General features: G+C 37.6%; 24 protein-coding genes. 16 read left to right on the top strand and 8 right to left on the bottom strand.

The window, feature by feature from the left end; all coding sequences use genetic code 11:
- Positions 1 to 44 precede the first annotated feature (44 nt).
- Entirely contained in the window at positions 45 to 1,658 is a 1,614-nt protein-coding gene (locus EHW89_RS04885; RefSeq protein WP_126467014.1) for a M20/M25/M40 family metallo-hydrolase, read from the top strand.
- Between the two features lie 47 nt (positions 1,659 to 1,705).
- Here the strand turns inward: EHW89_RS04885 and EHW89_RS04880 are convergent, their stop codons facing one another.
- From EHW89_RS04880 to coaA, 3 genes are all read right to left on the bottom strand, one after another.
- Positions 1,706 to 2,215 (bottom strand): DNA topology modulation protein, encoded by a 510-nt coding sequence (locus tag EHW89_RS04880; protein WP_126467012.1) that lies wholly within the window; start codon positions 2,213 to 2,215, stop codon positions 1,706 to 1,708.
- A 63-nt stretch (positions 2,216 to 2,278) separates the two neighbouring features.
- A complete protein-coding gene (rpsT, locus tag EHW89_RS04875; RefSeq protein ID WP_020999623.1) occupies positions 2,279 to 2,530 on the bottom strand; it encodes a 30S ribosomal protein S20 in 252 nt (83 codons plus the stop codon).
- Between the two features lie 53 nt (positions 2,531 to 2,583).
- The gene (coaA, locus tag EHW89_RS04870; protein ID WP_106384360.1) at positions 2,584 to 3,504 is read right to left on the bottom strand and encodes a type I pantothenate kinase; all 921 of its coding nucleotides are present in this window, start codon (positions 3,502 to 3,504) and stop codon (positions 2,584 to 2,586) included.
- A gap of 92 nt (positions 3,505 to 3,596) precedes the next feature.
- On the opposite strand from coaA, the gene EHW89_RS04865 reads away from it, so the two are divergent.
- The 8 genes from EHW89_RS04865 (at position 3,597) to EHW89_RS04830 (ending at position 11,336) form a co-directional block, all read left to right on the top strand.
- The gene (locus EHW89_RS04865; protein WP_117644432.1) at positions 3,597 to 4,190 is read left to right on the top strand and encodes a class I SAM-dependent methyltransferase; all 594 of its coding nucleotides are present in this window, start codon (positions 3,597 to 3,599) and stop codon (positions 4,188 to 4,190) included.
- The gene (locus EHW89_RS04860) at positions 4,187 to 5,464 is read left to right on the top strand and encodes a pyrimidine-nucleoside phosphorylase (protein ID WP_126467009.1); all 1,278 of its coding nucleotides are present in this window, start codon (positions 4,187 to 4,189) and stop codon (positions 5,462 to 5,464) included. Before EHW89_RS04865 ends, EHW89_RS04860 begins: the two co-directional genes overlap by 4 nt.
- Positions 5,465 to 5,482: 18 nt before the next feature.
- Complete coding sequence (deoC, locus tag EHW89_RS04855; RefSeq protein ID WP_126467007.1) at positions 5,483 to 6,145, top strand: deoxyribose-phosphate aldolase; 663 nt, start codon at positions 5,483 to 5,485, stop codon at positions 6,143 to 6,145.
- Positions 6,132 to 6,521, top strand: coding sequence for a cytidine deaminase (locus EHW89_RS04850; RefSeq protein ID WP_126467005.1), 390 nt, complete (start codon positions 6,132 to 6,134; stop codon positions 6,519 to 6,521). The genes deoC and EHW89_RS04850 overlap by 14 nt, the downstream gene beginning before the upstream one ends.
- A gap of 72 nt (positions 6,522 to 6,593) precedes the next feature.
- Entirely contained in the window at positions 6,594 to 7,649 is a 1,056-nt protein-coding gene (locus EHW89_RS04845; RefSeq protein ID WP_003024369.1) for a BMP family lipoprotein, read from the top strand.
- A gap of 136 nt (positions 7,650 to 7,785) precedes the next feature.
- Positions 7,786 to 9,321, top strand: coding sequence for an ABC transporter ATP-binding protein (locus EHW89_RS04840; protein ID WP_126467002.1), 1,536 nt, complete (start codon positions 7,786 to 7,788; stop codon positions 9,319 to 9,321).
- Positions 9,314 to 10,378 carry an ABC transporter permease gene (locus EHW89_RS04835; RefSeq protein WP_003036657.1) on the top strand — a complete coding sequence of 355 codons (1,065 nt, stop codon included), beginning with the start codon at positions 9,314 to 9,316 and terminating at the stop codon, positions 10,376 to 10,378. Before EHW89_RS04840 ends, EHW89_RS04835 begins: the two co-directional genes overlap by 8 nt.
- Before the next feature lies 1 nt (position 10,379).
- Positions 10,380 to 11,336: an ABC transporter permease gene (locus tag EHW89_RS04830; RefSeq protein WP_003024372.1), complete on the top strand. Its 957-nt coding sequence runs from the start codon at positions 10,380 to 10,382 to the stop codon at positions 11,334 to 11,336.
- Positions 11,337 to 11,445: 109 nt separating this feature from the next.
- Here EHW89_RS04830 and trhA read toward each other — a convergent pair whose 3' ends face one another.
- Complete coding sequence (trhA, locus tag EHW89_RS04825; protein WP_126467000.1) at positions 11,446 to 12,093, bottom strand: PAQR family membrane homeostasis protein TrhA; 648 nt, start codon at positions 12,091 to 12,093, stop codon at positions 11,446 to 11,448.
- Positions 12,077 to 12,535 carry a DUF1836 domain-containing protein gene (locus EHW89_RS04820; RefSeq protein ID WP_021001731.1) on the bottom strand — a complete coding sequence of 153 codons (459 nt, stop codon included), beginning with the start codon at positions 12,533 to 12,535 and terminating at the stop codon, positions 12,077 to 12,079. Before EHW89_RS04820 ends, trhA begins: the two co-directional genes overlap by 17 nt.
- Positions 12,536 to 12,648: 113 nt before the next feature.
- Between EHW89_RS04820 and yaaA the strand changes: the two genes are divergently transcribed.
- On the top strand, positions 12,649 to 13,374 hold the full coding sequence (gene yaaA, locus EHW89_RS04815; RefSeq protein ID WP_126466998.1) for a peroxide stress protein YaaA: 726 nt from the start codon (positions 12,649 to 12,651) through the stop codon (positions 13,372 to 13,374).
- A gap of 47 nt (positions 13,375 to 13,421) precedes the next feature.
- Here the strand turns inward: yaaA and EHW89_RS04810 are convergent, their stop codons facing one another.
- Positions 13,422 to 13,973 carry an NADPH-dependent FMN reductase gene (locus EHW89_RS04810; RefSeq protein WP_126466996.1) on the bottom strand — a complete coding sequence of 184 codons (552 nt, stop codon included), beginning with the start codon at positions 13,971 to 13,973 and terminating at the stop codon, positions 13,422 to 13,424.
- A gap of 66 nt (positions 13,974 to 14,039) precedes the next feature.
- On the bottom strand, positions 14,040 to 14,486 hold the full coding sequence (locus EHW89_RS04805) for a MarR family winged helix-turn-helix transcriptional regulator (RefSeq protein ID WP_021001728.1): 447 nt from the start codon (positions 14,484 to 14,486) through the stop codon (positions 14,040 to 14,042).
- 84 nt (positions 14,487 to 14,570) lie between these two features.
- Here EHW89_RS04805 and EHW89_RS04800 point away from each other — a divergent pair, with 84 nt between their 5' ends.
- From EHW89_RS04800 to EHW89_RS04775, 6 genes are all read left to right on the top strand, one after another.
- The gene (locus EHW89_RS04800) at positions 14,571 to 15,059 is read left to right on the top strand and encodes a cell wall elongation regulator TseB-like domain-containing protein (protein WP_037593712.1); all 489 of its coding nucleotides are present in this window, start codon (positions 14,571 to 14,573) and stop codon (positions 15,057 to 15,059) included.
- Complete coding sequence (locus tag EHW89_RS04795; protein WP_126466994.1) at positions 15,056 to 16,234, top strand: pyridoxal phosphate-dependent aminotransferase; 1,179 nt, start codon at positions 15,056 to 15,058, stop codon at positions 16,232 to 16,234. Before EHW89_RS04800 ends, EHW89_RS04795 begins: the two co-directional genes overlap by 4 nt.
- Before the next feature lie 3 nt (positions 16,235 to 16,237).
- On the top strand, positions 16,238 to 16,606 hold the full coding sequence (locus EHW89_RS04790) for a VOC family protein (protein WP_126466992.1): 369 nt from the start codon (positions 16,238 to 16,240) through the stop codon (positions 16,604 to 16,606).
- A 19-nt stretch (positions 16,607 to 16,625) separates the two neighbouring features.
- Complete coding sequence (gene asnS / locus EHW89_RS04785; RefSeq protein WP_126466990.1) at positions 16,626 to 17,972, top strand: asparagine--tRNA ligase; 1,347 nt, start codon at positions 16,626 to 16,628, stop codon at positions 17,970 to 17,972.
- A 320-nt stretch (positions 17,973 to 18,292) separates the two neighbouring features.
- Positions 18,293 to 19,486, top strand: coding sequence for an MFS transporter (locus tag EHW89_RS04780; protein ID WP_126466988.1), 1,194 nt, complete (start codon positions 18,293 to 18,295; stop codon positions 19,484 to 19,486).
- Positions 19,487 to 19,723: 237 nt separating this feature from the next.
- Positions 19,724 to 20,473 carry a PHP domain-containing protein gene (locus EHW89_RS04775; RefSeq protein ID WP_049507155.1) on the top strand — a complete coding sequence of 250 codons (750 nt, stop codon included), beginning with the start codon at positions 19,724 to 19,726 and terminating at the stop codon, positions 20,471 to 20,473.
- 85 nt (positions 20,474 to 20,558) lie between these two features.
- Here EHW89_RS04775 and EHW89_RS04770 read toward each other — a convergent pair whose 3' ends face one another.
- A complete protein-coding gene (locus tag EHW89_RS04770; RefSeq protein WP_106384373.1) occupies positions 20,559 to 20,882 on the bottom strand; it encodes a nuclear transport factor 2 family protein in 324 nt (107 codons plus the stop codon).
- Position 20,883 lies beyond the last annotated feature (1 nt).

Below are 20,883 nucleotides of genomic sequence, written 5' to 3'. Positions count from 1 at the left end.
TAAGGCTAGCAAGCTATTTTTATAAAAAGTTGAAGGAGCCATTGATGAAAAATAGGATTCAAGATATTTTTGACAAGAGCATGGCGATTGAGAGTTTCACGCATACGAGTTCAGAAAGAAATATTGAAAATTTTCTCAATCACTATATTGGCGGTTTGCCGTATTTTCAGGAGCATTCAGATTATTTTGGCACCTATCAGATTCCGGATGATATTTACCAGCGTAGTGTTAATTGGGCTTTGGTAAAAGGTCATTGTGCAGATACAGTGATTTTGTTTCATCATCATGATACGGTGGATATTGAGGATTTTGGAAATTTAAAGGAATTTGCTTTTGATAATGTTGCTTTGAAAAAGGCTTTAGCAAGTGCTTCACTGGGTAAAGATGTGTTAGACGATATAGCTGCTAACGAATGGCAGTTTGGCCGTGGGTCATGTGATATGAAAGCTGCATTGGCTTTGCAATTGGGAGTGGTAGCAGAATATGCGAGCAAGGCAGAAGGAGAAGTGAATCTTCTTTATTTATCAGTTGGAGATGAGGAATCTTATTCTCAGGGAATGCGAGCTGCGGTAGGTTTGCTTGCTGATCTGAAAAAGAAATTTCATCTGAATTATATCTTGGCGATTGATTCAGAACCATTTGAAAGTCCTTCAGCTCAAGAAAAAGTATTGCATGTTGGAACAGTTGGAAAGATGATGCCTGTCGTGGTTACGCAGGGTATTCTTTCCCACATGAAAGAGCCTCTCAAAGGTATCAATGCCGTCTCGCTTCTAGCAAAAGTAGTGGAAAAAATTGATCTCAATCCCCTTTTGTCGGATTCGATTTATGGAGAGCAGGCTCCTTTGCCTTCGTGGTCTTACATGCGTGATTTGAAGGAAAATTATGATGTGTCAACCGTTCTCAGAGCAGCAGGCTATTTTAGTGTTCTTTATTTAGATAAAAGTCCAAAAGAGCTGATGACGACGATTCAACAACTCTGCCAAGAAGCCATTGATGAGTTTTATGAGCGTTATCAGGCTTTGCAGGTAACTTATAAAGAGGATAAAAAAGTCACAAAACCTCATGTATTGACTTATGAAGAATTAATCCAGTTATGTCAAAAGAAGGCTGGATTTGAAGAATTTATGCACAAGGCAAACCAATCTGCTCATGAAGCATTTCAAGCGGGTTCAAGCTATCAAGAAATAACCATTGCAACTGTTCAAAAGATGTTAGATTTCTATGATAAAAAGGAAGCAGTTGTTGTGCTGGCTATTGCGCCGCCTTATTATCCTTCTATGAATTGTCGACATCTGAAAAATAGCGTGGTTGATATAGAAAAACTCATTGCACTTTATAGTGGATACTTATCTGACACAGAGACTGGTCGTCTCGCAGTAGAAGAGTTCTTTATGGGAATCTGTGACATTAGTTACTGTGCTTTAGAAAAATCTGTTGAAGAGTATCAAAAAATTATCGAGAGTATGGCTGTTCCTGAACATTTATATTCGATTGATTTTGAGAAAATTCAGGACATCAATGTTCTTGGCATCAATCTAGGACCCTGGGGAAAAGATTTACATCAGTTAACAGAACGCGTCTATGAAAAGGATATGTTGGAGACGATTCCTCAATTTCTGTTATATTTGTTAGAACATATTGACAACATTAAAAAATAAAAAACAAGAGCTATATTCATAACTGAGCTGAATATAGCTTTTGATGTTTATGAAAATTGCGCTAAAAAGTTATCTAGTTCTTTTTGGTTATGAAGAACTATAAATTTGTAGGGATACATTTTTTGAAGTTTCTCATATCGTTTCCGAATGTTAGCAGTTCGTCCGTCATGTAAGATCCAGCGGATAAATTCCCAGTCAAACTTTTCAGGACAGCCCTGTGCCATACTGTCTCTGACCTTACCTCTGTTCTTGGAATAACGCTTTGCAGCCCGTAAAAGACAATTCCAACGCGAGAAATTTAAAAAAATAATTTGGTCTGCATGCTCTATTCTCTCTTCATAGCAGCAGGAGCTGTAGTTTCCGTCTATTACCCAGCTTTCTTTGGCTTCTAAAAAAAACTTAACTTGCTCTTGCATCCAGCTGCGGTCACTCATTTCCCAATTGGGTAGAAATTGTAGCGTGTCCAAATGAAGCAGTGAGATGTCATAATGTTTTGCTAAATATTTAGCAAGTGTAGACTTTCCAGAGCCGGAGTAGCCGATAATTGCGATTTTCATATAGAGCCTTTCTTACCGATGCAACAAAAAAAGCTCCTTTGAGCTCTTTTTACGTTATGCAGATTATTTTGCAAGTTTGCTAGCAAGGCGTGCTTTATCGCGGCTCGCTTTGTTTTTGTGAATCAAACCTTTAGTTTCTGCTTTATCAATAGCTGAGCTTGCAGCACGGAAAAGTTCTTCAGAAGGATTTGCTTCAAATGCTTTAATTGCAGAACGCATAGCTGATTTTTGAGCTGAGTTTTTTTCGTTTTGTTTAACGTTTAATTCAGCGCGTTTGATAGCTGATTTAATATTTGCCAATGTTTTCACCTCCAATGATATACTAACTATCTAATTATATATGAAAAGTTGAGATTTGACAAGCCTTTTTATTTTTTTAAGTAAATTTCATCAATTTCATGATTTTCTGTTTTATGAAGAATAATTTCAGCTCGGTTGCGTGTGGGTTCGATATAATCCTGTAAATTGACAAGATTAATAGATTTCCAGACATTTTGAGCAAATTCCATAACTTTGTTTTCTGGCTGAGAAGTGAAAGGATGATAATAGTTATTTGGATCTTCTTTTGCTAAAGTGAGCAATTTTTTAAAGCGGTCCAGATACCAAGTTTCGATATTTTCAACTTCCGCATCCACGTAAATCGAAAAATCAAAGAAATCCGTCATATAAAGGCGTTCATTTTGTGGATTTTGGAAAACGTTGATACCTTCAACAATGACAAAATCTGCAGCTGTAACAGACTGCTTTTCGTCTGGAACAATATCATAAATTTCATGTGAATAAACAGGGATTTGGTAGTTTTGTCCATTTTTGATATTGTCAAGAAAATCAAGCAGCAGCTCCATATTATAACTTTCTGGGAAACCTTTGCGCTTGAGAAGACTTTTCTCCTGCAAGTGAGCATTTGGATAAAGAAATCCGTCCGTCGTCACCAATTCAACCGTAGCATTTGAAAATGTTCTAGATAAAAGGATTTGCAAGAGCCGACTGGTAGTAGATTTTCCAACAGCAACGCTGCCAGAGACACCGATAATAAACGGTTGGCGTTTGATAGCTTTCTGTAAAAAAATACCTTTTGAAAATGCTAAATCTTCTTTTGAGCGCTTATAAATTTGGATGAGATTGGTCAAGGGAAGATAAACATCTGTCACATCTTGAAGGCTAATCTTATCATTGAAACTTTTGATGGAATTTAGCTCTTTTTGCGTTAAAGGTGGAGTTGTTTTGCGATGTAAGTTTTGCCAAGTTTTTCGACTAATTTTTTCAAAATGGATAAATTCGTTCGTCATATTTACTCCTATAGTTGAGAAATAGTATAACATAATTTTAAACAAATTGTAAACGGTTTACAAATAAAAGGTCTTTATGTTAAAATAGTTTTATGGCTAAAATGTATTTCGCAGAAAATCCAGATGCAGAACATGATATTCACAAATTGAAGGTTCAGCTTCTGGGTCAAAAGATGACTTTCTTGACTGATGCAGGAGTCTTTAGTAAGAAAATGATTGATTATGGCAGCCAAGCTCTTTTAAAGTGTCTTGATTTTCATAAGCAAGAAAGCGTATTAGATGTTGGTTGTGGCTACGGAACGTTGGGACTGACTTTGGTCAAAGCTAAAGAAGTCGAAGCAACGCTTGTTGATATAAATCAGCGCGCTCTTGATTTGGCGCGTCAAAATGCTGAGCGCAATCAAGTCCTAGCTACGATTTTTCAATCTAATCTTTATCAAAATGTAGAAGGGAGATTTCATCATATTATCAGTAATCCACCGATTCGAGCAGGGAAACAGGTCGTTCATGAGGTGATTACAGGAAGTTATACGCACTTACTAGACGGGGGCGACTTGACGATTGTGATTCAAAAAAAACAAGGGGCACCAAGTGCCAAAGCCAAGATGGAAGAAGTTTTTGGAAACTGCGAAATTCTAAAAAAAGATAAGGGATATTATATCCTTAGAAGTAGGAAGGAAATATGAGAGCAGTTGATGTTATTCAGAAAAAGCGAGATGGCTTAGAATTAACTAGTGATGAAATCAAGTGGTTAATTGAAGGTTATGTTGCCGGAACTGTGCCAGATTATCAAATGTCAGCTTTTGCAATGGCAGTATATTTTAAAGGCATGACCACTCGTGAAATATCTGATTTAACCGTGACCATGGTAGAGACAGGTCAGCAAATTGATTTGTCAGCTATATCTGGAGTTAAGGTTGATAAGCATTCAACCGGAGGCGTAGGAGACAAAGTGACACTGGTGTTAGTACCATTGGTGGCTAGTTTTGGCGTGCCTGTTGCTAAAATGAGTGGTCGTGGACTCGGTCATACAGGAGGAACACTTGATAAACTAGAATCCATTAAAGGATTTCAAATTGAGCGCAGCCAAGAAGAATTTATTAAGCAAGTACAGGATATTGGACTATCCGTCATTGGTCAGTCTGATCAGTTGGTGAAGGCAGACAAGTTGTTGTACGCTTTGCGTGATGTGACGGCGACAGTTGATACCATTCCTTTAATTGCAAGTTCTGTTATGAGTAAGAAAATCGCAGCTGGTGCAGATAGTATTTTGCTAGATGTGACAGTTGGTGAAGGCGCATTTATGAAGAACTTGGATGATGCGCGTGCTCTAGCTCGCACTATGGTTGATTTAGGAAAGGCAGTTGGGCGTAGAACAACAGCTGTTATCACCGATATGAGCCAACCTTTAGGAACCAGCATTGGTAATCGTTTGGAAATCCTTGAAGCTTTGGATATCCTGCAAGGAAAAGGACGAGAAGATGTAACAGAATTTATTTGTGAATTAGGCCAAATCATGCTTGGCTTAGCAAATGTTGAAAAAACTGTAAAAGAAGTGCGGGAACATCTATTTGATGGATCGGCACTGCAAAAATTTGAAGCCATGGTTGTTGCACAAGGTGGCGATTTAGAAGATTTGTACCGCCCTTCATCAGCAAAATACGTTGTAGAAGTGACTGCAGATGAAGCGGGTTATATTTCTGAATTGCCAGCTATGGAATTTGGTTTATTTGCCATGCGGCTAGGTGCAGGCCGAGCGGTGAAAACGGATACCTTAGACTTTGAAACAGGAATTGTTTTTGAAAAGAAAGTCGGAGAATCAATCAAAATTGGTGAAATTGTCGCAAAAGTTTATGCAAATGAAAAAATTTCACAAGAACTAGTTACAGAATTCAAAAAAAATGTTAAAATAAGTGATGAGCCGAAAAAAGTTCAAGAGATTATTGAAGTAATCGCTTAACTTACAGGAGAACCGAAAATGAAGTTAAATAAATACATCGATCATACGCTTTTGAAACCAGATGCTCAACAAGAGCAAATTGAAAAACTGATTGAAGAAGCAAGAGAATATGATTTTGCAAGTGTCTGTGTCAATCCAACTTGGGTCAGCTTTGCAGCAGAAGGATTACGAGATACAGATATTAAAGTTTGTACCGTTATTGGATTCCCACTGGGAGCAAATACGCCTGCTGTGAAAGCATTTGAAGCAAGAGATGCTATCAAGAATGGTGCAGACGAAGTGGATATGGTGATCAACATTGGTGCTTTGAAATCACAAAATCTTGTTTTGGTAGAAGAAGATATTGCAGCAGTAGTAGAAGCAAGTGGTGATACACTTGTAAAAGTAATTATTGAAGCGTGCTTATTGACAGATGAAGAAAAAGTTGTAGCGTGTCAATTGGCTAAAGCAGCTGGTGCAGACTTTGTGAAAACCTCAACTGGATTTTCAACTGGAGGCGCTACTGTTCATGATGTGGCGTTGATGAGAAAAACAGTTGGTCCAGATATGGGAGTCAAAGCTTCAGGTGGAGCCCGTTCGTATGAAGATGTAGTTGCGTTTATTGAAGCTGGCGCAACGCGTATCGGAGCTTCTTCTGGTGTAGCCATTATGAAAGGAGAAAAAGCTAGTGGCGACTACTGAGTTGATTGATCTAGCGATTGAGACAAGTAAAAAAGCTTACGTTCCTTATTCTCATTTTCCAATTGGAGCCGTACTAGTAGCTAAAAATGGTCAGATTTTTACAGGCGTAAACATTGAAAATGCTAGTTTTGGTTTGACAAATTGTGGAGAACGTACAGCTATTTTTAAAGCTATTTCAGAAGGCGTTACGGAGTTTGAGGAACTAATCGTTTATGGTGAAACCCAAAAACCCGTTTCTCCGTGTGGAGCTTGTCGTCAAGTAATGGCAGAATTTTTTTCTCAGGATTTAAAGGTGACACTTGTTGCCAAAGATAAATCGACGGTCGTGATGACGGTCAAGGAATTACTTCCGTATTCTTTTACTAACTTGGATTAGTTGGTAAAAACGGTCAGTTGACCAAAGTTAATTTTGCAACCTTGTTGCACATCTTATTTAGGAGGTTCAGAGATGAACAAGAAACAATGGCTAGGCCTTGGTCTAGTAGCTGTCGCAGCAATTGGACTTGCTGCATGTGGTAATCGTGCATCTAAATCAGATAATAAAGATGCAAAGACGGATTTGAAAGCTGCAATTGTTACAGATACAGGTGGTGTAGATGATAAATCATTTAACCAATCTGCTTGGGAAGGTTTGCAAGCTTGGGGTAAAGAAAATGGATTGACAAAAGACCATGGCTTTACTTACTTCCAATCTACAAACGAATCTGAATACGCTACAAACCTTGAGCAAGCTGCTTCTAGCAATTACAAATTAGTATTTGGTATTGGATTTGCTCTTCGTAATGCAGTAGAATCTGCTGCAAAGGATCACTCTGATATTAACTATGTTATTATTGATGATGAAATTAAAGGTCAAAAGAATGTAGCTTCTGCACTCTTTGCAGATAACGAAGCTGCTTACCTTGCTGGTGTGGCTGCAGCCAAAACAACTAAAACAAAAATGATTGGTTTTGTTGGTGGTATCAAAGGTGCTGTATTAACTCGTTTTGAAAAAGGTTTTGAAGCAGGTGTGAAATCTGTTGATCCTTCTATTAAGATTGATGTGAAATACGCTGAAAGCTTTGGAGATGCTTCTAAAGGGAAGACAATCGCAGCAGCTCAATATGCAGCTGGTGCAGACGTTGTTTATCAAGTAGCCGGTGGTACTGGTGCTGGTGTATTCAACGAAGCAAAATCTATCAACGAAACTAGAAATGAATCTGACAAAGTTTGGGTTATCGGTGTTGACCGCGACCAAAACGATGAAGGTAAATACAAATCTAAAGACGGCAAAGAATCTAACTTTGTTTTAGCATCTAGCTTGAAAAAAGTTGGTGGTACTGTAAAAGATATTGCTAACAAAACAGCAAAAGATAAATTCCCAGGAGGAAAAACTACAACTTACGGTCTGAAAGACGGTGGAGTAGATTTGACAACTAAGAACTTATCAGATGATGCTAAAAAAGCTGTTGAAGATGCAAAAGCAAAAATCCTTGACGGAAGTATTAAAGTTCCTACAGAATAAAGAATAACCTGACACTCAAGAAGCGACCTTCGTGGGTCGCTTTTTTGAGATTGAGACAGCTTTTGTCTCAGTAAAGCTGGCTAATCTTTTAGTGAGTTTTACTGAAATAAAATAATTTCTGAAAGGAATCAATCATATGGCACATGAGAATGTCATTGAAATGCATGAAATAACCAAGATTTTCGGTGAATTTGTCGCAAATGATAAAATCAACTTAAATCTAAGACGCGGTGAAATTCATGCACTTTTAGGAGAAAACGGAGCGGGCAAGTCCACTCTGATGAATATGTTAGCTGGCTTGCTTGAGCCAACAAGTGGTGAGATTACTGTGAATGGAAAATCAGTGACAATTGATTCTCCATCGAAATCAGCATCTTTAGGAATCGGAATGGTTCACCAGCATTTCATGTTGGTAGAGGCTTTCACGGTTGCTGAAAATATCATTTTGGGTAGTGAAACGACCAAAAATGGTGTTTTAGATATTCGAAAGGCAATCAAAGACATCAAGGAACTATCCGAAAAATATGGTTTAGTTGTGGATCCGACTGCAAAAGTTGAAGATATTTCAGTTGGTGCGCAACAACGTGTTGAAATCTTGAAAACATTGTATCGTGGCGCAGATATCTTGATTTTTGACGAACCAACAGCAGTATTAACTCCTTCAGAAATTGAAGAACTAGAACATATCATGAAAAATCTAGTCAAAGAAGGAAAATCCATTATTTTGATTACACATAAATTGGATGAAATCCGTGCTGTTTCTGATCGTGTAACTGTCATCCGTCGCGGTAAGAGTATTCAAACCGTTGAAATTGGTGGCGCAACGAATAAAGATCTTGCTGAAATGATGGTGGGACGTTCAGTATCCTTTACAACGGAAAAAGAAGCTTCAAATCCAAAAGAAGTTGTTCTATCTATTAAGGATTTGGTTGTGAATGAGAATCGTGGTGTGCCTGCTGTTAAAAATTTATCTTTGGATGTACGAGCTGGTGAAATTGTTGGGATTGCCGGGATTGATGGCAATGGACAAAGCGAGCTAGTTCAAGCAATCACAGGTCTTCGGAAGGTGAAATCAGGTAGCATTACCATTAAGGGGAAAGAAGTCGTTGGCTTATCTCCGCGGAAAATTACCGAAATGCAAGTTAGTCATGTGCCGGAAGACCGTCATCGTGATGGCTTGGTTTTAGATATGATGTTGTCTGAGAATATGGCTCTGCAAACTTATTACAAGGAGCCATTAAGCAAAAATGGAATTTTGAATTACAATAATATCACTTCTTATGCACGAAAGTTAATGGATGAATTTGATGTTCGGGCTGCAAGTGAAAGTGTTCCAGCAGCTGCTCTTTCAGGAGGAAATCAACAAAAAGCCATTATTGCTCGTGAAATAGACCGCAATCCTGACCTTCTAATCGTTAGTCAGCCAACTCGTGGATTAGACGTTGGAGCGATTGAATACATTCATAAACGTTTGATTGAAGAACGTGACAAGGGTAAAGCAGTGCTTGTGGTCAGCTTTGAATTAGATGAAATCCTGAATGTTTCAGACCGTATTGCTGTTATTCATGATGGTAAGATTCAAGGTATTGTAACTCCAGCAGAAACTAATAAACAAGAGTTGGGTATCTTGATGGCTGGTGGTGAAATTAAGAAGGGAGATTCAAATGACTAAGAAAACACAGCAAATTGCGGTGCCTTTGATTTCCGTTGTTCTTGGAATTTTACTTGGTGCCATTATCATGTGGATTTTTGGCTATGATGCTATCTGGGGTTATGAAGAGCTGTTCAAAGCTGCTTTTGGTACTATCCGTAGTATTGGTGAAATTTTCCGTGCAATGGGTCCACTTATTTTAATTGCTCTTGGGTTTGCAGTAGCAAGTCGGGCTGGATTCTTTAATGTCGGTTTGCCAGGGCAAGCTTTAGCTGGTTGGATTTTGAGTGGCTGGTTTGCACTTTCGTTTCCTAATCTTCCTCGTCCAATTATGATTCTTGCTACAGTTGTCATTGCAGCAGTAGCTGGTGGGATTATCGGTGCTATTCCTGGTATTCTTCGTGCTTATTTGGGAACAAGTGAAGTTATCGTTACGATTATGATGAACTACATCGTTCTCTATGTTGGAAATGCAATGATTCATAGTTTCCCAAAAAGTGTTATGCAAAGTATTGACTCAAGTGTTAAGGTTGGAGCTAATGCAACCTATCAAACAGAATGGCTGCGGGCATTGACCAATAATTCACGGATGAATATCGGAATCTTCTTTGCGGTCATTGCAGTTGTCCTTATCTGGTTTATGCTGAAAAAAACAACGCTTGGATTTGAAATCCGTTCTGTCGGGCTAAATCCAAATGCGAGTGAATATGCAGGGATGTCTGCTAAACGGACGATTATTCTTTCAATGATTATCTCAGGTGCCCTTGCCGGTGTCGGAGGTGTTGTTGAAGGACTTGGAACTTTCCAAAATGTCTATGTACAAGGAAGTTCCCTAGCTGTCGGCTTTAATGGTATGGCCGTTAGCTTGCTGGCAAATAATTCACCAATTGGTATTCTCTTTGCAGCATTCTTATTTGCCGTGCTTCAAGTCGGAGCTCCAGGTATGAACACCGCAACGATTCCAGCGGAACTGGTAAATATTGTAACAGCATCAATTATTTTCTTTGTAAGTATTCATTACATCATTGAACACTTTATCAAACCAAGAAAACAAGCGAAAGTAAAGGGAGGAAAATAAGATGAATTTTGTAACAATGTTAAGTCTGTTAGTTTCCTCTATGCTGATTTATGCAGCACCTTTAATCTTTACTAGTATCGGTGGTGCCTTCTCAGAGCATGCTGGGATTGTTAATGTCGGACTTGAAGGTATTATGGTTATGGGCGCATTCTCAGGAGTTGTCTTTAACCTTACTTTTGTGAATACCTTTGGAAGTTTAACACCTTGGTTAGCACTTTTAGTCGGTGGTATTGTGGGACTAATTTTCTCACTCATTCATGCTGTAGCAACTATCAATTTCCGTGCGGACCATGTTGTTAGTGGTACAGTGCTCAATTTGATGGCACCTGCATTAGCGATTTTCTTGGTAAAAGCTTTCTATAATAAAGGGCAAACAGATAATATTCAAGTATCATTTGGTAAATTTAATTTTCCACTATTATCAGATATTCCTGTCATTGGAGATATCTTCTTTAAACACACCAGTCTAATGGGGTATATTGCAGTTGCATTTGCTTTCCTAGCATGGTTCATTATGTTTAAGACGAAATTTGGGCTTCGTTTGCGCTCCGTAGGTGAACACCCACAAGCGGCAGACACCCTCGGTATCAATGTTTATCTCATGCGTTATTACGGTGTGATGATTTCAGGTTTTCTTGGCGGTGTTGGTGGAGCGATTTATGCACAATCTATTTCCGTAAATTTCGCTGCGACAACCATTATCGGGCCAGGATTCATTTCACTGGCTGCTATGATTTTTGGTAAATGGAATCCAATTGGCGCTATGCTTTCTAGTCTATTCTTTGGACTATCTCAAAGTTTAGCCGTTATCGGAAGTCAATTACCATTCCTATCACATGTACCAGCTGTGTACCTACAAATTGCACCTTATGTATTGACTATTGTTGTGTTGGCAGCATTCTTCGGAAAAGCTGTTGCACCAAAAGCAGACGGTGTCAATTATATTAAATCAAAATAAACTATTGCAAAAAGCCAAGTTACTTTTCAAAGTAGCCTGGCTTTTTTGATAAAAAAACAATCATTCTGCTAAGAAGAGTGACTTAGAGAATGATTGTTTTTAAAATGTTTTACATAAAATAGACAATAGCAAGATATTGAAGTGCAGAAGCAGCTAGGATAAAGAGGTGCCAAATCATGTGGAAATATGGTTTTTTCTTAGCATAAAATCCTGCACCAACAGTATAACAGAGTCCTCCAGCTAACATCAATCCCCAGAAAATAGGTCCCGTTTGACCAATGATTTGCGGAATGATCAGAATCACTAACCAGCCCATAATAAGATAAAGTGCCAAGCTAAATTTTTCATTAACTTTTTTAGCAAATATTTTATACAAAATACCAAAAATGGTCGTTCCCCATTGAATTGTGATAATAAGATAACCCAACCAATTGTTCATAAGGGATAGTACGACTGGCGTATAACTTCCCGCAATAGCAATGTAAATCATTGAATGGTCAATGATTCGTAGGATATACTTATGCGTAGAACCATAGCTCATTGAATGGTAAATCGTTGAAGAAAGAAACATCAGAAATAAACTGATGACAAAAATTGAAACTCCGACAGCGGCAAGCATAGCATGTTCTTCATAGCTATAAATGGCTGAGATAGGAAGCAGTACTAACATAACCACAGCCCCGACAGCGTGAGTGACAGCATTGGCTATTTCTTCCCCGAAGCTAAGTTGTTTGCTGAGTTTAAGCGTTTGATTCATTTGTTTTACCTCCTTCTAAGGCTAGAGCTAATTTTTTTGTTTGATGAAATAATTTCACCGTTTGGCAAGCTGCTTCAATAGCAGGTGCGACTGTGTCAGCTTTTTCTTCTTGCATGCAATTAACGAATTCATTATAAAGAGTGGCCGAATCTTTTCCGTCTACCAGAAGTTGAATCGTCTTGATAATATCTGGTATTGGAAAGACAGGTTTTAACGTCGTCAGTACAATCAGACGAGCAATCTGTACACGATTGTATTTTTTCTTAATTGGCTTTGGAATGTGGGCGTGTTTCACATAATTATTGACCATAGCAGCCGTTAAAGGCTTATCCGTGCTATGAAATGCTTGTTCGTTGACACCATTCACATAGAGGAGAACCTGGTCAAGATAAAGATCTAACTCTGGTAGTTCTTCCCAAGTTGGGAATTTTGTGATTTCCAAAATATCCACCTCTTCCTTATCTAGTCTTGATAACTAGATTATATGATAATGATTGTCTGTTGTCAAGAGAAAAATCATTTGTTCTGCAAAATAACTTTTGATACAATAAGATTATGAAAATTTTAATTCCAACTGCAAAGGAAATGAATCTTAGCCTTAAACCTCATGGCAAGTGTTTCCTTTCAGAGCAAACAAAAATAATTGTAGCTAGTCTGTCACAGTATTCTATTGAAGAATTAGCCGATTTCTATCATATTAGTCTGGAACGTGCAGAAGAAGAGTATATTCATCTTCAACAATTAAAAAATGGGCAAGCCTTGACTTACCCAGCTTTGCATTTATTTGATGGTCTTATGTATCGAAATATCAAAAGAAGTCACTTAACGGAGCAAGAGTTGAGGTATGTAGACAAGCATTTGTTCATCACTTCTAGTCTATATGGTGTTATACCAGTTATGGCGTTGATTTCACCTCATCGCTTGGATTTTTTAGTAAAATGTACTATTTCTGGCAAAAGCTTGAAAAATTATTGGCGCAATGATTATGACGCAGCTATTTCAGATGAGGAAATGATTTTATCTCTGCTATCAAGTGAGTTTGAGACAGTGTTTTCCAAATCTGTGCGTGATAAGATGCTTCGGTTTAAATTTTTAGAAGATAGAGAAGGAAGTTTGAAAGTTCACTCAACTATTTCTAAGAAGGCGCGGGGGCAATTTTTAACTGCTTTAATTGAAAATCAAATAACAACGAAAGAGGAAATCAAACAATTGCAATTTGCAGGCTTTGCTTTCCGAGAGGATTTGTCTACGATAAATACCTATGTCTTTGTTAAGGAGTAAAATAAAAATGGAATGATGTAAAAGTGTCATTCCATTTTTTGCTTATTTTAATAGATAGCTGCCAATAATGCTTCAGCTTGAGCTGCGAGTTCAGCTTGTTTTTCTTCGGAAACTGTCAGTTGACCTGTTCCCCAGGCTTCCGGGTTAACAGTAACACCAGTAAATGGTTCAACAACTTTCATACGAATAAATGGAAGAAGGCTGCGATAATGTTTGAAAACTTCATCTGGAGAAGTTCCATTGGCTACAGAGGAAACTGTTACAAGTTTTTCATTAAGAGCAGAAGGTCCTGATGGATCTGAAAGGTCAAGAGCACGTGATAGCCAATCTAAGAGATTTTTAACAACTCCTGGAATTGCCCAGTTATAGGTTGGTGAGAAGAGCCAGATAGCATCAGCAGCGAGAATTTCTTCACGAGCTTTGGCAACAGCCGCAGGAGCTGGGCTTTCAATATCTTGATTGAAAAATGGAACATCTTTGAAATCAAGATAAGAAACTTCAGCTTTGTCAGCAAGAATGTTTTCAGCTTGAGAAGCTAACTGATGGTTGAATGAGCCTTGGCGAAGGGACCCGACGATAAATAGCACTTTTTTAGACATATAAGTCACTCTCCTTTTCTTTTGTACCTGTTTATATTACAACAAATATCACTAATTAGCAAGAAATTAGCTCAAACTTTTGAATTTTTTTAAAATCCGAATCAAATCTTCTTTATCTTGCTCTGTTAAAATGCTAAATACTTGTTGAATATTTTGAATATGATCTGGAAGTACCGCTTCAATTTTACTACGTCCTTCTGGAGTCAATCCGACTAAAAAAGAACGTCGATCAGATGGGTCACAGGTACGAAAAATCCAACCGTCTCGTATCATATTTTTAATGACAACGGTCATATTTCCAGATGTAGCAAGCATTTTATCAATTAAGTCTTGAATGCGTAAGTTCCCTTTGCTATAAAGGGTTTCTAAAACTGAAAATTGAGTTGGAGTCAGATTGTGTTGTTTTGCCGCCTGATTTTCAAAAGGTCGAATCGTGCGAATAGCTTTATTTAAAATAATCATGGTTTTTAAATCTAAATGATTTTCTTGAAAAAGTTTTGTTAGTTTGTCCATAACTGTATTTTATCAATAAGTAGTAATAAAATCAAATTTTAGAAAAAGATAGAAAAAAATCCTTATTTATAGTATAATGGACGAGTGAAAAATAGAAGAAAAAATGATAGAAATTTTATTATTTGGCAATATATTATTGGAAGTGTGATAGTTTTGGTCGTTCTCACTTTTTCTTTTCTTTACATTTTAAATCTATCTATGGATCCTTACCAATCGGCTAAGGTAACGGCTAGTAAAATTGCTCGTCAATATGCGGATTTGGATAAAGTGGATCGCTTTGCTATTTATAACGGTGAAAAAAGTTATTATAGTCTTTTGGGGAAAAATCGTAAAAAGACGCAGCTTGCTGTTTTAATAGAAGCAGATAGTGATAAAATCTATACTTATGAGTTGTCCAAAGGGATTAGTCAAGAAAAAGCAAAACAAATCGCTAAAGAGAGTGGTGCCAAACAAATTGATAAAGTGACATTTGGCTATGTAAAAGAGCAACCAATCTGGGAAGTCAAGTCTGGAACAATTTATTATAATGTTGGATTTGAAACAGGAACATTGCTCAGCAAGGAGGGGCTATGATATTATCAAATCGTGTTTTAAATATGGAAGAAAGTGTAACCTTAGCAGCAGCAGCGCGCGCAAAAGCTTTAAAAGCACAAGGACGGGACATTCTATCTCTGACTTTGGGAGAGCCAGATTTTCCAACTCCGAAGAATATTCAAGATGCTGCTATCTCTGCAATAAAAGACGGTAGAGCTAGCTTTTATACTGTTACCAGTGGTCTGGCTGAATTAAAGGAAGCAATTGTAGCATATTTTGCAAAATACTATGGTTATACGATTAAACCAAATCAAGTGACCATTGCGACGGGGGCAAAGTTTTCCCTTTATACCTTTTTTATGAGTGTCATCAATCCAGGTGATGAAGCGATTATTCCGGCACCATGTTGGGTTAGTTATGGCGACCAGATTAAGATGGCAGAAGGGATACCAGTTTTTGTTCAAGCGACGGAAGCAAATCATTTCAAAGTGACCGTTGAGCAATTAGAGGCTGCTCGGACAGAGAAAACGAAAGTTTTGGTGCTCAATTCTCCTTCCAATCCAACGGGAATGATTTATACTGCTGAGGAGTTATTAGCGATAGGTAATTGGGCTGTAGAGCATGACATTCTCATTTTGGCAGATGATATTTATGGCCGCTTGGTTTACAATGGAAATGAATTTACACCGATTTCGAGCTTATCTGAAGCGATCCGCAAGCAAACAATTGTTATCAATGGTGTATCTAAGTCGTATTCGATGACTGGTTGGCGGCTGGGTTATGCTGTTGGAGAGCCTGAAATCATTGCAGCGATGAGTAAAGTGGCTGGACAAACGACTTCTAATCCAACCACTGCTTCTCAATATGCGGCGATTGAAGCTCTAAAGGGTCCTCAAGATACTGTTGAAACCATGCGTCAGGCTTTTGAAGAACGTCTCAATACCATTTATCCTTTGCTTGCAGAGGTTCCTGGCTTTGAAGTGGTGAAACCGCAAGGAGCGTTTTACCTCTTTCCAAATGTTAAAAAAGCAATGGAAATGAAGGGCTATTCAGATGTGACAGAGTTTACAACAGCAATCCTAGAAGAAGTAGGTGTCGCTCTTGTAACGGGTGCTGGCTTCGGTGCGCCAGAGAATGTTCGCCTGAGTTATGCGACGGATATGGATACCTTGAAAGAGGCCGTTCATCGTATCAAGGCGTTTATGGAGGATTAAAAAATGATCGATCATTTTAGCCTTAAGGTAAAGAATTTAGAAGTTTCTAAAGCTTTCTATCAAGCCACTTTAACTCCTTTAAATTATCACCTTCAATTTGATACGGGGCAGGTCGTTAGTTTCACAGAACCGCGAGATGTGGATCCAGGTGGTGATTTTTGGCTAAATGTTGGTCAACAAGAGCCGATGCATTTTGCCTTTAGTGCTCAAACTTGTCAAGAAGTAGATGCTTTCTATCAAGCAGCTTTGGCTGCTGGAGGAAAGGATAATGGTGCACCTGGCGAACGTAAAAATTACCATGTGGGATACTATGCGGCCTTTGTGATAGACCCAGACGGGAACAACATTGAGGCTGTTTATCATAAAAAATAAAATAGAAAAGAGAAAAAACGTGTCAACAAAATATACTTCAATTATGGATGTTAAAAATCATGTCGGAGAAGAAGTGACGATTGGTGCTTGGGTTGCCAATAAATCAGGAAAAGGAAAGATTGCTTTTTTGCAATTACGCGATGGAACAGCCTTTTTTCAAGCTGTGGCTTTCAAGCCAAATTTCCTTGAAAAATTTGGTGAAGAAGAGGGTTTGAATAAATTTAATATCATCAAACACTTGAACCAAGAAACAGCTGTTTTAGTAAAAGGAATCGTCAAAGAAGATGAACGCTCAAAATTTGGATATGAATTAGACGTGACGGATATTGAAATCGTTGGAGAGTCCAATGATTATCCTATCACACCAAAAGAGCACGGAACAGACTTTTTGATGGATCATCGTCATTTATGGTTGCGTTCACGCAAGCAAATGGCAATTATGCAGATTCGCAACGCGATTATCTATGCTTCCTATGAATTTTTTGACCGCAATGGCTTTATCAAATTTGATAGTCCGATTTTATCGGGAAATGCAGCAGAAGATTCCACAGAGCTTTTTGAAACAGATTATTTTGGAACTCCTGCCTTTCTAAGTCAATCTGGGCAACTTTACTTAGAAGCAGGTGCCATGGCACTTGGTCGTGTATTTGACTTTGGCCCTGTTTTCCGTGCCGAAAAATCCAAAACACGCCGCCATTTGACAGAATTCTGGATGATGGATGCAGAATATCCATTTGTTACACATGAAGAATCGCTTGATCTTCAAGAGGCTTATGTGAAGGCTCTGATTCAAGGGGTTTTGGATCGTGCACCACATGCACTTGAAATGTTGGAACGCGATACAGATTTGCTTAAAAAATATGCAACTGAACCATTCAAACGCATTTCTTACGATGAAGTAATTGACCTTTTGCAAGAACATGAAAATGATGAAGATGCAGAGTATGAACACATCGAACGTGGAGATGATTTTGGGTCACCACATGAAACTTGGATTTCAAACTATTTTGGTGTGCCAACTTTCGTTGTGAACTACCCTGCTAGCTTTAAGGCTTTCTATATGAAACCTGTTCCTGGTAACGAAGAACGTGTGCTTTGTGCAGACCTTTTAGCACCAGAGGGCTATGGAGAAATCATAGGTGGTTCTGCTCGTGAAGAAAGCTATGAAAAATTATTAGCGAAGATTGAAAAAAATGGTCTGAACCCTGATGACTATGCTTTCTATCTAGATCTTCGTAAATATGGTTCAGTTCCTCATGCTGGATTTGGACTTGGTTTGGAACGTATGGTGACATTTGTTGCAGGAACGAAACACATCCGTGAAGCCATTCCATTCCCACGTATGCTTCACAGAATTGAACCTTAGGAAATGTGAGAGTGGGATAGAAATCAATCATTCGAAGAATTTGATTTTTCAGCAAGTTCTAGTTTCTAGTTGCTGACCTAAAACAGTCCACTGGACTGTTTTACTTCCACCTCCGCACAAGTTGGTTAGGATAGCCGTTATCACCGGTATAACAAGGGAGAAGGATATCCAACCAACCACTGCGTTTTGCAAGCCAAACTATAAAATGCATGAGGTTGGGAGCTTATGTCCCAACCTCTTTAAAATTGAAATATTATGAAAAATGAATAAGTTAGAAAACTGAACGGGAAGTTCGGTTTCTTCTTAGTAAAGGAAAAAGTATGTTTAGGAGAAGTTACAAAAGAAATATTCCTCTTATGACAGGAGTGGAATTCTTAGGATTTCTAGGTATTACGAGTTTTTGGATTTTATTCCTCAGTCAAAATGGTATGTCTTTACTGCAAATTGGGCTGTTAGAGAGTATTTTTCATGCAACAGGCATTGTTTTTGAAATTCCGTCAGGCATGTTGGCAGATCGATTTTCTTATAAGACCAATCTGTACGTAAGCCGCTTGACTAGCATTTTATCATCTATTTTAATGTTGACAGGGCAAGGGAATTTTTGGATATATGCAATGGCAATGATAATCAATGCTTTGTCTTATAACTTTGATTCAGGAACGAGCTCTGCACTGCTATATGACTCTGCTGTAGAAGCTGGTTTAAAAGACCGTTATTTGAAAATATCAAGTTTGATGTCAGGTGTTTCTGAGGCAGCAATCTCTTTAGGAACGGTACTAGCGGGGTTATTTGTACATGGATATTTGTATATTACCTATTATATCATGATTGCAGTTTCTATTATTGTTTTAATTCTGATTTGGTTGATAAAAGAACCGACAATGAAAAAGAAAAATGACGAAGTGGTCACGATGAAGAAAATAATCCTGACGGTAAAAGAAGAAATGAAAAGTAATCCCAGTCTTTTTACATGGATGATGATTTTTCAATTCGTTGGAACAATAATGTGCATGTTTTACTTTTACTATCAAAAACAATTGCCAGACTTGGCAGGATGGCAGATTTCAACAGTTATGTTGATTGGTAGCGTCTTAAATATTTTGGCAGTTTCTCTTGCCAGTAAGATTGGAAAAACATGGCATTCTTTTCGGATTTTTCCAGTAGTTGTCAGTTTAACAGGAGCAGTTTATGCACTGTCATTTTTGGGAACGCCATTTATGTATATCCTTGTTTATTTGGCGACAAATGCTTTGTATGCCATGTATCAACCAATATTTTACAATGATTTGCAACAGTATTTACCAAGTTCAGCCAGAGCGACCATGTTAAGTGTTGCTTCAATGATGTTCAGTTTAAGCATGATTATCATTTTTCCGATTGTTGGTTGGCTGATTGACAGTTTTGGCTTTGATCAGACTTTTATTGGATTAGGGCTAGTTCTTATCTTGCTAACGCCACTTTTAGTGATTGTTTTTCAAATGATTCGTAAACAATTGAAATCAATCAAAAATTAGCTCATTATTTATTATCTGCAATAGTGATTTGTATCTAATTCTTAATGAATGCAACCAGTTGTTGCTGCTTATGATAAAAACAGTAAATATAAGGAAAATTATATACTTATTTTTTACACAACTACAAAATATAATTATCAAATTTAGGAAACTCTTGTTTAAAAATACTATATATTGTAGTTAGTATAAACTGCTATATAATTCCTTAGTGTTATAGAGATGATAGGAGGAAAACTTATGCGCGATAATCATCTTCATACTTACTTTTCTTATGATTCAGATGCTGATTTCAGAGATTATTTGGAACATTACGATGGTGAAATCGTGACGACTGAACATCTGGATTTATCTAATCCCTATCCGTATGATGCAGGCTCTCCTCACGATGATATTCCTGATTATGAGTCTTATTCTAGAAAAATAGCTGCTCTCAATCGGAAATATGGAAATCGAATCAAAAAAGGAATTGAGATTGGCTATTACAGACCACGAAAGAAAGATATTTTAGCTTTCTTAGAAAATAAAAATTATGATTTAAAACTGTTGTCTGTTCACCATAATGGGAAGTTCGATTACTTAGAAGAACCTGCTTTACAATCTGATAAAATGAAGGTGATTCCAACTTATTTTAAAGAAATGGAAGAAGCTATTGAAAGTATTCCAGCTGATGTTTTGGCTCATTTTGACTATGGTTTTCGCAAATTTAATGTGACGGTTGAAGAACTGAAAAACTTTGAACCCCAACTTCGTACCCTCTTTCAGAAAATGATAGAGTACAACTTGGCTTTTGAACTAAATTGCAAGTCTATGTATCTCTATAATCACGAAGATATTTATATCTATGCTCTATCTTTGGTGAAAGAATTGGGCGGGACAAAGTATTCTGTTGGCTCTGATGCCCATACGTTAGAACATTTTCGCTTGAATTTCGACCAAATCCAGCAAATCCTAACAGAATTTGACATAGACGAAGGAATGTTGCTATAAAAAAGGGGTTAGAACAAAAAGTTCTTAACCTCCCATTATATTTGTTTTAGATTACAAGGTGTAGTAGTTGTCGGACATGGAAACATCATAATAAATATTCATATTCTCTGATAATTAAACCATTTTCAAACTCAAAAATATCACAGGATAGTTGACCAAAATCGTTTTTGAGAATAGTAACAATCCGATTTTCATTAGTTGAAAAAGTATGCAAGCAGGAAAATTGAACGTTGCTCTGATGATAGGCTTGCTGAATCTTCAGAAGATAGTCATCTATTCCATAAATGACTGAAACTTCTTGCCCGTGCAATTCCCAGATAATTTCAGAATGTAAAAAATTTTGGTAAGTTTTCCAATCTCTTTGATTTTCTGCTTGAAAGAACAAGGTTAGTTTTTCTAAATTTGTCATT

The organism is Streptococcus periodonticum (assembly GCF_003963555.1).
Taxonomy (GTDB): Bacteria; Bacillota; Bacilli; order Lactobacillales; family Streptococcaceae; genus Streptococcus; species Streptococcus anginosus.
Note: the sequence above shows the minus strand (reverse complement) of the source record. Positions and strands in the feature narration are given on the sequence as shown.

Bases quoted from the DNA above. Each gene is read 5' to 3' on its own strand.
- EHW89_RS04885 (WP_126467014.1), top strand. From the start codon at position 45: ATGAAAAATAGGATTCAAGATATTTTTGACAAGAGCATGGCGATTGAG.
- EHW89_RS04880 (WP_126467012.1), bottom strand. From the start codon at position 2,215: ATGAAAATCGCAATTATCGGCTACTCCGGCTCTGGAAAGTCTACACTT.
- coaA (WP_106384360.1), bottom strand. From the start codon at position 3,504: ATGACGAACGAATTTATCCATTTTGAAAAAATTAGTCGAAAAACTTGG.
- EHW89_RS04865 (WP_117644432.1), top strand. From the start codon at position 3,597: ATGGCTAAAATGTATTTCGCAGAAAATCCAGATGCAGAACATGATATT.
- EHW89_RS04860 (WP_126467009.1), top strand. From the start codon at position 4,187: ATGAGAGCAGTTGATGTTATTCAGAAAAAGCGAGATGGCTTAGAATTA.
- deoC (WP_126467007.1), top strand. From the start codon at position 5,483: ATGAAGTTAAATAAATACATCGATCATACGCTTTTGAAACCAGATGCT.
- EHW89_RS04845 (WP_003024369.1), top strand. From the start codon at position 6,594: ATGAACAAGAAACAATGGCTAGGCCTTGGTCTAGTAGCTGTCGCAGCA.
- EHW89_RS04840 (WP_126467002.1), top strand. From the start codon at position 7,786: ATGGCACATGAGAATGTCATTGAAATGCATGAAATAACCAAGATTTTC.
- EHW89_RS04835 (WP_003036657.1), top strand. From the start codon at position 9,314: ATGACTAAGAAAACACAGCAAATTGCGGTGCCTTTGATTTCCGTTGTT.
- EHW89_RS04830 (WP_003024372.1), top strand. From the start codon at position 10,380: ATGAATTTTGTAACAATGTTAAGTCTGTTAGTTTCCTCTATGCTGATT.
- trhA (WP_126467000.1), bottom strand. From the start codon at position 12,093: ATGAATCAAACGCTTAAACTCAGCAAACAACTTAGCTTCGGGGAAGAA.
- yaaA (WP_126466998.1), top strand. From the start codon at position 12,649: ATGAAAATTTTAATTCCAACTGCAAAGGAAATGAATCTTAGCCTTAAA.
- EHW89_RS04810 (WP_126466996.1), bottom strand. From the start codon at position 13,973: ATGTCTAAAAAAGTGCTATTTATCGTCGGGTCCCTTCGCCAAGGCTCA.
- EHW89_RS04805 (WP_021001728.1), bottom strand. From the start codon at position 14,486: ATGGACAAACTAACAAAACTTTTTCAAGAAAATCATTTAGATTTAAAA.
- EHW89_RS04795 (WP_126466994.1), top strand. From the start codon at position 15,056: ATGATATTATCAAATCGTGTTTTAAATATGGAAGAAAGTGTAACCTTA.
- EHW89_RS04790 (WP_126466992.1), top strand. From the start codon at position 16,238: ATGATCGATCATTTTAGCCTTAAGGTAAAGAATTTAGAAGTTTCTAAA.
- EHW89_RS04780 (WP_126466988.1), top strand. From the start codon at position 18,293: ATGTTTAGGAGAAGTTACAAAAGAAATATTCCTCTTATGACAGGAGTG.
- EHW89_RS04775 (WP_049507155.1), top strand. From the start codon at position 19,724: ATGCGCGATAATCATCTTCATACTTACTTTTCTTATGATTCAGATGCT.
- EHW89_RS04770 (WP_106384373.1), bottom strand. From the start codon at position 20,882: ATGACAAATTTAGAAAAACTAACCTTGTTCTTTCAAGCAGAAAATCAA.